This is a genomic window from Pseudoalteromonas haloplanktis ATCC 14393 (genome assembly GCF_000238355.1).
In the GTDB taxonomy this organism is placed as follows: Bacteria; Pseudomonadota; Gammaproteobacteria; order Enterobacterales; family Alteromonadaceae; genus Pseudoalteromonas; species Pseudoalteromonas haloplanktis.
On sequence record NZ_AHCA01000001.1, the window covers coordinates 860194 to 870716 of the forward strand.

Below are 10523 nucleotides of genomic sequence, written 5' to 3' on the forward strand. Positions count from 1 at the left end.
TTGCTCCTCATTAAATTACTTGAAACCCAAATGCGTATGGGTCATCGTCATCTACGGTGATAGCACTTGTGCCCGTCACCCTAGACCAACCTTGAATACTTGGCAGAATGGCTGTTATGCCTGCAATCTCTGTTACATGTTCAATGCAACCAATAAACTGACTGCCAATATAACTTTCGTGAATAAAATTTTGCCCTTGAGCCAACTGCCCTTTGGCAAATAGCTGCGCCATGCGAGCGCTGGTGCCTGTTCCACATGGCGAGCGATCAATGGCTTTGTCGCCATAAAAAACAGCGTTTGCGGCATCTGAATTGGCATTTTTGGGTGTGCCAGTCCATAAAACATGGCTGGCACCTTGAACGGTTGGATCAAGCGGGTGTATGCATTTTATTTGCGCGTTTATTGCATCACGCACTAGCGGGCTATATTGCAAAATTTGCCCAGCCGTTAAATGTTCAATGCCTTTATAATTACCTTGCGGTTCAACAATAATGTAGAAGTTGCCGCCATAGGCGATATCTACTGTCAGCTCGCCCAATTCAGGCACTTCAATAACAATCGACTGGTGTGCTAAATAGGCAGGAACATTATAAATTTTTACCCACTGCACTTTGCCATCGGTCATTTCATAATTAATTTGAACACGCCCAGCGGGTGTGTCTAACAGCAAGGTCCCTGGCACTTTAGCCTGTAATAAACCATGCTCTAAAGCAAAGGTAACAATGCCCATTGTACCGTGGCCGCACATAGGTAAGCACCCTGACGTTTCAACAAATAAGATAGCGGCATCGCCATCCTCTGTGGTAGGTGGATATAAAAATCCGCCCGACATCATGTCGTGACCGCGAGGTTCAAACATCAGTGCTTGGCGGATCCAATCGTGATTTTGTAAAAAATCTTGGCGTTTCTCACTCATGCTCTGTCCGCGTAATTGCGGGTGGCCACTGGTTATAAGCCTCACTGGGTTACCACAGGTATGGCCGTCAATACAAAAAAAGCTTCCTTTACGCATCACTTAGCCCACTTTAAATTTTGTTAAGTTTGTAGGGCGTGCTATAGCCTGTGCGATCGTGCCGTGAACAGCTTTGTTGATCAGTTTATTGCTCATGTTTGCTGTTGTTGCAAAGTCAAAGGCGTCGTCTGCACTAAACTGAGTCATTACTACTGCACAGACTCTTTGCCAAGTTACTGTCATTTTAATTACCTGATTGATGTTTAGGCTTGATATCATAGGTATATTGTATACAATAATCAATATCCCACTTTAACATTTTCTTACTTCATTCAGAGTATGGGGGTGTTTTAAGGGCTAGATGTTTGACTAATACATTGATAACAAATAACTAAAGTTAAATTTTAAACGTTAATAAACTTTCTCTTTTGGGCAATTAATAACAAATGCAATTAATCACAACTCGGCATGCTTTCGGGCGAATCAGCAAATTGCATAATTGAGGGTATACATTTTGGAACATCAAAAAACACAGCATGTAGCGGTAGTTGGGGCGGGGATCATTGGTATTTGCTGTGCGTTAAACTTGCAACGCGCTGGCTTTATGGTCACTTTATATGATGAAAATGGCTTAGCCCAAGGCTGCTCAAAAGGCAATGCGGGGCATTTTGCTACCGAACAGGTTTTTCCACTTGCGCATCCATCACTATTAACAAAACTACCGGCCATGCTATTAAACCCATTAGGGCCACTGCACATTGATTGGCGTTACATATTCAAAGCCCTGCCATGGTTTTGGCAGTTTATTAAAAACATGCCTACAAAAACCTATCATGCAAACACACAAGCACTTAAGGCATTAAACCAACAGGCGATTCCTGCTTACGAACGACTGCTAAATGACTATGAGTTAGGGCATCTGCTAACTAAAAAAGGCAGTTTGCTCACCTTTGAGACCACTTCACTCAACAAAATTAAAAGCTTATTACACAGCTATATTGCACAGGGTATAAATGTTGAATTACTTGATGCTGAGCAAGTTCAGTTACTCGAGCCTAATTTATCGAAATCAATTCGCTACGCGTTATTGTTTAAAGACGTTGCCCACAGTGTCGATCCGCACTTATTTTGCCTTCACCTCGCTGAGCAGTTCAGTACCTTAGGTGGGCAGTTCTGCCAACAAAAAATAACGGCTGTACATCAGACTACACAAGGCTATGAGCTGATCAGTCAAACGCAAACAAACATGGCCGATAAAGTTGTTATCGCAGCAGGTGCGTGGAGTAAAGCGTTACTAAAACCACTCGGTTATAAAGTACCACTTGATACTGAGCGAGGTTATCACTGCATGTTGGCAAGTGATTATGGACTTGCACGCCCTGTCGCCTCAGCCGAGCGCAGCTTTATTATGACACCAATGAGCCAAGGTTTACGCTTGGCAGGCACGGTGGAATTTGCTGGAATAAAACGAAAAATGAATAACAAGCGTGCCTTAGCATTACTGCCAAACGCTAGGGCGCTGCTTCACACATCAACAGCTTCGTTACATGCAAAAAGTACCTGGATGGGTTGTAGACCATCGCTACCGGATTCGTTGCCCGTTATTGGTTGCGCCCCAAACCACGATAACCTGTACTTTGCTTTTGGCCACCAGCACTTAGGATTAACCCAAGGCGCCGTGACCGCAGAGCTAATAACCGCCCTGTGTTTAAATCGCCCGCCGCAAATAGATATACACCCTTATTGTGTGAGTCGCTTTTCAACGCAACCCGCTTGCAGTAAAGCACAGCCACACGCACAATAGCCGCATATAAATAAAGGAGAGCACCATGACAACATTCGGAATTGGTACGCAAACAAAAGAGCAAGCACTCGCCAGTTTAACCAATATGACTGACGACTTAACCCCTATTCAGGCTGATGAGCATTTAGCGCGTATTGCCAAAGCACAAGCCTACATGCAAGCCAATGGTATTGATGCCATCTACTTAAATGCAGGCACTAATTTAACCTATTTTACTGGCATGCGTTGGTACGCCAGTGAACGCATGGTTGGTGCTATTTTACCCGCCAAAGGCGACATACAATACATTGCCCCGTATTTTGAAATTGGCTCTCTAAACGGTTTTAAGGTCATTGATGGTCCTATTCGTGGTTGGCAAGAGCATGAAAACCCGTATGAGCTCTTCGTAAAAATAATCACAGAGATGGGCATTGCGGCTAATGGCACAGTGGGCATTGATGAAAGCGCGCAATTCTTTATTTTTGATGGTATCAATAAAGCACAAACCGGCTTAACGCTTATAAATGCGCAACCTGTCACTGCACATTGTCGTATGCATAAATCAGCGAATGAGCTGGCGCTAATGCAACGCGCAATGGATATGACCTTAGCCGTGCATAAAGCTACGGCCAGTATGCTTTATGAAGGTATTAGTACGACTGAAGTGGAAGCTTTTATCAAACAAGCGCACCAAAAAGTAGGCGCGCCAGGTAATTACTTTTGTATCGTATTATTTGGGCTGGCAACGTCATTTCCTCATGGCGTAAAAGAGCCACAAATCCTTAAAAAAGGCGATATGGTATTGATTGATACCGGTTGTAAAGTGCATGACTACCTATCAGATATCACCCGCACGTACGTTTTTGGTGAAGCAACACAGCGCCAACGCCAATTTTGGGATTATGAAAAAGCCGCACAAATTGCCGCCTTCAACGCCGCAAAAATTGGTGCGCCTTGTGAAGCAGTTGATGCCGCCGCGCGCAGCTACTTAGCCGCGCAAGATCTAGGTCCTGAATATCAAACGCCAGGTTGCCCGCACCGCACAGGCCACGGTATTGGTTTAGATATTCACGAATGGCCGTATTTAGTGGGCGGTAATAAAACCCCACTTGCAACAGGTATGTGTTTTAGTAATGAGCCGATGCTAGTTATACCTGATGAATTTGGCGTGCGCTTAGAAGATCATTTCTATATGACTGATAACGGGCCGAAATGGTTTACTGAGCCTGCCCATAGCATCGAAGACCCTTTTGGTTTAGCTGAATAAGTTAATCCAATATAACGACTGCACGGTAAACGCTTACCGTGCAGTTTAAGCACTTATTTCTGTACATTGAAAACTTCCGCTCTTGAATTAACCCCTCCCGCCTGCATATAGACCCGTACACACTGTAAAAAATAGGCTCACTCATGAAAAAGCTAAAAATCGACATCGTTTCAGACGTAATGTGTCCGTGGTGCATTATTGGTTATAAAAACCTTGAAACCGCATTAGCGCAATTAAGTGACGAATTTTCAGCTGAGATCAGCTGGAAGCCATTTGAGTTAAACCCTGATATGCCAATTGAAGGACAAGATTTAAATGAGCATTTACAACAAAAATACGGCCTGAGCGAAGAGCAAGGTGATGAAAACCGCAAACGTATTTTAGAGATGGGTGAAAAAGCAGGCTTTACCTTTAATTTTGACGGTAAACGCATCATGATCAATAGCTTTGACTTACATCGCTTACTCACTTGGGCTGCCACTGAAGGCAAACAAACCGAGCTAAAACTCGCTTTATTTAAAGCCCACTTTACCGATTTAATTTTCCTGAATGAGCAAGACAACCTACTTGATGTAGTACAAAGTGTTGGTCTTGATAGAGCCCGCGCAAAAGAAATTTTAGACTCAGGCGAGTATTTCCAAGAAGTACGCAGCGAGCAAAATGCGCTACAGCAAATGGGCATTTCCTCAGTGCCAACCTTTATCATTAACGATCAATACGCCCTCACTGGCGGCCAACCAAGCGACGCATTTGTGCAAGCATTTAAACAAATTGCCGAGCAAGAAGCGCAGCAACAGCAGTAATAAAGTGCAAAGCCACGTAGCGTTGCGTGGCTTTTTAGAAACTACGATCTACCAATTATATAAATATTGTAGGCTAATTGTACGGCCTCGTCCTGGTATTGAGCTGGTATTATTGCCGTTTCGCTGTAACTGGCTATAAACTGAAAAATACTGTTCATTGAACAGGTTTTCGATGCCAACTTGTAATTTGCCTTGTCCGAGTTCTACTTGGTTTGTCCAATCAACAACCGTGTAACTATCAACATCACGACGACCAAACGCATTATTACCATCAATACGATAGTCTTCTCCAGCGACATAGAGGGTCGTTAAGCTACTTATCCAACCATTGTCGTTATCATAGTCAATTTGTGCGGTAAACTTGTTGGGTGGAATACTAAAGCCATTCATTGGTTGAAATTGCTCTGCATTTTGACCTCGCTCTTCCCCATCTATGTAGCTATAGGCTAAAGAAACATTAAATGCATCTGTTAATAAAAAATCAGCCGTTGCTTCAAACCCATCAATTTTTATTTCATTACGGCTGACGCTTAAGCCCATTCCTTCACTTTTCACGCCGCCAAGCTCAGATTCAGATTTAAACACCGCGAAACTTAATGCGGCTGAACCCACAATGCCGCGCCAACCTGCTTCATAATCAGTGGTTTCAATCGGCTCTAAGTTTGATTGGCTTAAATCGAATTGGCTATTTGCATAGCGAATCTGTAAACCGATATCCGGCAACTCATAACCTTCATTAGTTGCAATATAAAAAGTATGGTTATCAGTAATATCAAATGTCGCACCTAGATTATAAACAAACGAGTCGTAATCATAGCTACTACCATTGATAGGCACATTTTGGCCAAGTGTGGTGAATGAATCAAAGCTTGCATCAATTTGCTCGTAACGCAGACCGCCTTCAAGGCCAATACTGTCCGTCGCATCCATTCTTACTTGCGCGAATGCAGCTGCCGTTTGATGTGAAATTTCAGGGACAAACGCTTTATCACCCATTTCTTTAAAAACAAGGTAATTACTATTGTCATAAACATCGCCATCATAAGTTGTCACCGGCATTTCGCTTCGTTCGTCTTGCGTATCAATCCCCCAGTCTAGCTCGATATTTTTTGCGAGCTGTGAGTTAACAGTTAGCCGTAAACCTAAGTTTGAGCTTTCAAGATACGTTTGCGCTAAATGATTCCATGTTGCAAAGGGGCGACCATCAAATGGTGAAAAGCGCGCATCATAATCACGGTAATAAAGCTGCGTTGATAATTTATGCTCGTCAGACAACTGATTTTGGTACTGAACATTAAGCACTAAATTATTTATTTCATTTTGCTTATTAAGCTCAAGACCTTTTATTGATTGTGCTTTACTAATATAAGGCAGTGTTTTTACCGTTGGATCTGAGGCATAATCCGAGTCTTGATCTAATACATAAGCAAGCGCTGATAAACTTAATGTTTGCGCTCCCCATGTTTTACTTACTTTAGTATCAAAACTATAAATTGTACTATCAAAGTTATCACCTTGACTTGGCTCAGGCGCTAAACGATCACCATCTGCATCATAGAAACCATTTATTTCTTCTATACTTGCACCTATACGATAAAGCCAACCATTCGCTTCACCACTAAAAGACTGAGATACAGTATAGCTGGTCGCATCTGAACTAATTTCTTCCAAGCTAGTTTTCACTTGAGCACGGGTCTGTGCCTGTGTTTGCGCTTGCCCTGCTTTAGTATAAATATAAATCACACCGCCAGTTGCACCACTGCCATAAAGTGCATTACCGCCACGAAAAACTTCAATTCGATCAACTTGTTCGGGGTGTATATTATGTAAGTCACGAGAGATATTACGGTTCGTGTTCATTGGCACGCCATCGATAAGCACAAGTGCATTACGCCCGCGCATAGTAGTACCAAAGTTTGTCAATGCAGGTGTTGGCGGAGCCATACCCGGTACTGTTTTTGCTAACACTTCAGCTAAATTTTGTGCATTTGCGAATTGAGTTTCTAATTGTGCTTGATCAATCACTGTAACATTGCGCGCGATAGAATTTAAATCACTGGCCATACGGTCGGCCTTGATTTCAATATGTTCAACATCATCAGCAAAACTATAAAAAGGCACTACGGTGAATAAAGACGAGAGGGTTAAAGAGATTATGGTTTTTTTAATTAACATGTATTTCACTTATTGTAAGTAACTTAAAAATGGATAACTGAAAAACTATATACCAATTCCTAAAACTTAAGGATGTAGCTATTTCAGGGATTAAACTATAATTAAAATGATAACCATTATCAATAAACGGTTATTTATTGTTGTCTTAATATCTACCCGTTACATTCCTTTACAGTGCAACGTTGCTATTTTTATTGTGATTTTATAACTCGTGTTATCCTTAGCAAAAAACAGCGAGGCATATCTGCTGCGCCAATTATAAAAATGGAGAACGTATGAGTAATTCTTTCAAAGTGCCGCATACTTTGATTTTACTGCTAGGTATGATGGTCACTGCGTTAGTTGCTACCTGGTTAGTACCACAAGGTTTTTTTGACACAACACTCACCGAGTCTGGTCGGGAAATGGTCCTTGCTGGCACCTATCAAACGGTTGCAGAGCGTCATTATTTAACCCCTTGGGATTTATTAACGGCAATACCGCGGGCATTTGCAGCGGCGCAAGATGTGATCTTTTTTGTCTTAATTGTTGGCGGTGTTCTGGCCATTGCTCGTGCTACTGGCACGGTTGATGCGTTGATTGGGCGTTTACTTGAGCGTCATGGTAAAAAGCCGCAACGACTTATATTTATGGTGGTTTTTTGTTTTGCCTTGGCATCAAGCAGTATTGGTACAGCGGGTGAATACATTCCGTTTGTACTCATTCTTGTGGCTTTATGTAAAGCTATGCGCCTTGATGCAATGACTGCGGTAGGGATGATTGTCGCCGGTTACGGGATTGGTTATGGGGTGTCTGCGTTTAACCCATTCACAGTGTTAATTGCCCAGCAGATTGCAGAAATTCCTGTTTACTCTGGCTTGTGGTTACGTTTAGCGATTTTTGTGCCCTTTGTGCTGATTGGTTTTCATCATGTATGGCAATACACCAAGCGTGTTGCCGATGATCCGAGCAAGTCGATGATGTTGGATGTTCCCTGCCCACTTAATGATAAAGCCACACCAACCTACCCTGAACTTGCACTGCGTCACAAACTGATTTTAGGCAGTTTTATCATTACGCTTGCCATTGCGGTATGGGGCATTGCCACTAAAGGTTGGTACTTATACGAGTTAGGCGGCGTATTTATTGCGTGGGGTGCTGTGGTTGCAGTGCTTGGTCGTTTATCGGCAGATGAAACTGCAAACCGCTTTATTGAGGGTGTGTCAGATTTAGTCACCACGGCTATTTTAATTGGTGTTGCCCGCGGTATTGCATTAATTTTAGAAGACGGGCAAATATTGCATAGTTTAGTACATGGTATGTCGCTGCCATTATCCTATGTGAGCGCTGAAATATCAGCCATTGGTATGTTAGTGATTCAAACTGTGCTTAATACCTTTATTCCGTCAGGTTCTGGGCAAGCGTATGTCACTATGCCACTTATGGCACCACTGGGCGATTTAGTCGGCGTACCACGCCAAGTTGCTGTGCTTGCCTATCAATTTGGTGATGGCTTTTCAAATATGATTATCCCAACGAATGCGGTATTAATGGGGATTTTAGGCATGGCGGGTGTGCCTTATGGTCACTGGTTCCGCTTCTGTTTACCACTGTTGATCAAGCTGATGGTCGCAGCTTCCATTGTTTTAGTGCTTGCGGTGATGTTTGGTTATGGCTTAGATGTACAACCAAGTGCCGTTGGTGGTTAAAAAACGCTGCGCTTTAGAGAAGTAATTGTAAAATAGGGTTAGGCTCTAGGAAGTGATTAGGTGCTAGGGGTATTCGAAGCTCGTCGCTCGAAACCCGTAGCATTTTTTCTTCTTATTTACTCTCATTCACTTTAAGTTCTATAAAGCACTTTAACTACATGCCAACCAAACTTGGTTTTAACTAAATGTGGTTCTAATATTTCTGCGCCAAAGGCTACTTTATCAAACTGTGGCACCATTTGGCCGCGTTTAAATTCGCCTAAATCACCGCCTTTTTTACCCGATGGGCAAGAGGAATGTTTTTTAGCGAGCACATGGAACTTAGCGCCTTTTTTTAACTGCTGGATTATGTCTTCAGCAAGCTCTTTATGCTTAACTAAAATGTGTAATGCGTGTGCGGTGCTGGCCATGATCTATCTCTACTAAATTAAACTGCTGTGATTTTACCACAACAAATATGCAATGTTGATTATCACTGACCATAATAGCCAATCAAACGAATGGCTATGCCTATTTCATCACGGTAATTCAGCTCTTCTCGGTACTCTAGAAAGGGCTCTGCCTCAAAAAATAACCAACTATACTGAGCTTGTTGTCGATACCGATACGAGAGCGTATAACGGGTTAAATCGTCAAAACTATTTTGTACATTGACACCAAATACCATCGCTCTTTGCGGGTCGGGTATATAACTTAAATACACGCCCGAGCGTAATTCACTATCAATTTCATCGGCAATTTCACGGTAATTAGCTGAAATATTTAGCGAATAAAATTCATTTATTTTGGTGTCACTAGCGAGCTTTACAAAATAACCAAAGCCATCTGAAAAATAATACTCACCACCAGCGGAAGCAATATACTCGGTGTTATTAAATTCTTTTTTCCAACTAACAGCACTGCGGCCATATAATTGACTACGCGATACACCGATACGGTTTTCAAATTCTAGGTTTGCGGTACGCTCAATGATAAACTGCAACGCAGCATTTATCGTTTCATCGTCTTGCTCTAAAGCTGAATTGGTTTCAAATGGGAGGCGACTAAATTCATCAGCGTCGTTATCAATTATGAGGTTTATGCGGTTTTCCCAGTTAGGTAAGCTTAAAGACACTTTAAACCGGGCTTCGGTATCGGCTAAGTCTGCACTTCTTGGTGCCCAACCTAGATGCAAATACCCCTTAGCATGAGCGGGGCTTTGAGTACTGTCATCACTTAACAGATCATCTAACCACTGTGCCGTATTTTGCATGCGCAAATTAAGTTTATCGCGCATATCAACCATCACCGGCGTATCATCACTTACCTCATTTTTGGCAAACGCACCTAGGCTGAGTAACAGTGAATACAGCACACATAATTTCACTAAAGAACCCAAAGCACGATGCCTTTAATATTTATCACAAATAATGCTGATCATACTCATCACTTGGCAGCACGCAATAATTATATTGACCAAATAATCGATAACGATTAAATGCAATACGATCATATGACCAATCGCGTATATTTTTAGGTATTATTCGCAAGATTTTAACACTGCGCCACGGCCCACCTAGTTGTGATACTACGTTGAGTACCCCATCACTTTGTGTGATGCATTGACTGTTTTCAACATAAATCATGGTTTTAAAACTATCCGTTGGGTAGCAAAAGTGCGTGAGGATTGCTTGGCCTTTTAAAGACTGCACACTACATAATTTAAAACACAGCTTTTTATCGTGTTTAATAATAAAATTACACCATGCATTACAAAGCTTACACTGCCCGTCAAAGAGTATTATTTTATTGTTTTGTATAAGCTGTTGAGCATTTAATTCACCCATACTTAGCCTTTAATTGAATGTTTATATCA

At 42.1% G+C, this 10523-nt stretch carries 10 protein-coding genes; 4 read left to right on the forward strand and 6 right to left on the reverse strand.

What is annotated here, in order from left to right; genetic code table 11:
- Nucleotides 1-10: 10 nt before the first annotated feature.
- Both PHAL_RS0103540 and PHAL_RS0103545 read right to left on the reverse strand, forming a co-directional pair.
- Nucleotides 11-1012 (reverse strand): 4-hydroxyproline epimerase, encoded by a 1002-nt coding sequence (locus PHAL_RS0103540; RefSeq protein WP_029216006.1) that lies wholly within the window; start codon nt 1010-1012, stop codon nt 11-13.
- A gap of 3 nt (nt 1013-1015) precedes the next feature.
- Complete coding sequence (locus PHAL_RS0103545; protein WP_016707041.1) at nt 1016-1195, reverse strand: hypothetical protein; 180 nt, start codon at nt 1193-1195, stop codon at nt 1016-1018.
- Nucleotides 1196-1466: 271 nt separating this feature from the next.
- Here PHAL_RS0103545 and PHAL_RS22760 point away from each other — a divergent pair, with 271 nt between their 5' ends.
- From PHAL_RS22760 to PHAL_RS0103560, 3 genes are all read left to right on the forward strand, one after another.
- Nucleotides 1467-2756 carry an NAD(P)/FAD-dependent oxidoreductase gene (locus PHAL_RS22760; RefSeq protein ID WP_016707042.1) on the forward strand — a complete coding sequence of 430 codons (1290 nt, stop codon included), beginning with the start codon at nt 1467-1469 and terminating at the stop codon, nt 2754-2756.
- A gap of 25 nt (nt 2757-2781) precedes the next feature.
- Nucleotides 2782-4002, forward strand: a complete 1221-nt coding sequence (locus PHAL_RS0103555; protein ID WP_016707043.1) for a M24 family metallopeptidase — start codon at nt 2782-2784, stop codon at nt 4000-4002.
- A gap of 143 nt (nt 4003-4145) precedes the next feature.
- Nucleotides 4146-4805: a DsbA family oxidoreductase gene (locus tag PHAL_RS0103560; RefSeq protein ID WP_016707044.1), complete on the forward strand. Its 660-nt coding sequence runs from the start codon at nt 4146-4148 to the stop codon at nt 4803-4805.
- Between the two features lie 48 nt (nt 4806-4853).
- Here the strand turns inward: PHAL_RS0103560 and PHAL_RS0103565 are convergent, their stop codons facing one another.
- Entirely contained in the window at nt 4854-6980 is a 2127-nt protein-coding gene (locus PHAL_RS0103565; RefSeq protein ID WP_016707045.1) for a TonB-dependent receptor, read from the reverse strand.
- 275 nt (nt 6981-7255) lie between these two features.
- Between PHAL_RS0103565 and PHAL_RS0103570 the strand changes: the two genes are divergently transcribed.
- Nucleotides 7256-8668, forward strand: coding sequence for a YfcC family protein (locus PHAL_RS0103570; RefSeq protein ID WP_016707046.1), 1413 nt, complete (start codon nt 7256-7258; stop codon nt 8666-8668).
- Between the two features lie 131 nt (nt 8669-8799).
- Here the strand turns inward: PHAL_RS0103570 and ppiC are convergent, their stop codons facing one another.
- From ppiC to PHAL_RS0103585, 3 genes are all read right to left on the reverse strand, one after another.
- Nucleotides 8800-9078 carry a peptidylprolyl isomerase PpiC gene (ppiC, locus tag PHAL_RS0103575; RefSeq protein ID WP_016707047.1) on the reverse strand — a complete coding sequence of 93 codons (279 nt, stop codon included), beginning with the start codon at nt 9076-9078 and terminating at the stop codon, nt 8800-8802.
- A gap of 62 nt (nt 9079-9140) precedes the next feature.
- On the reverse strand, nt 9141-10034 hold the full coding sequence (locus tag PHAL_RS0103580) for a hypothetical protein (RefSeq protein WP_138973916.1): 894 nt from the start codon (nt 10032-10034) through the stop codon (nt 9141-9143).
- Nucleotides 10035-10068: 34 nt separating this feature from the next.
- Nucleotides 10069-10494 (reverse strand): thiol-disulfide oxidoreductase DCC family protein, encoded by a 426-nt coding sequence (locus tag PHAL_RS0103585; protein ID WP_016707049.1) that lies wholly within the window; start codon nt 10492-10494, stop codon nt 10069-10071.
- Between the last annotated feature and the right edge of the window lie 29 nt (nt 10495-10523).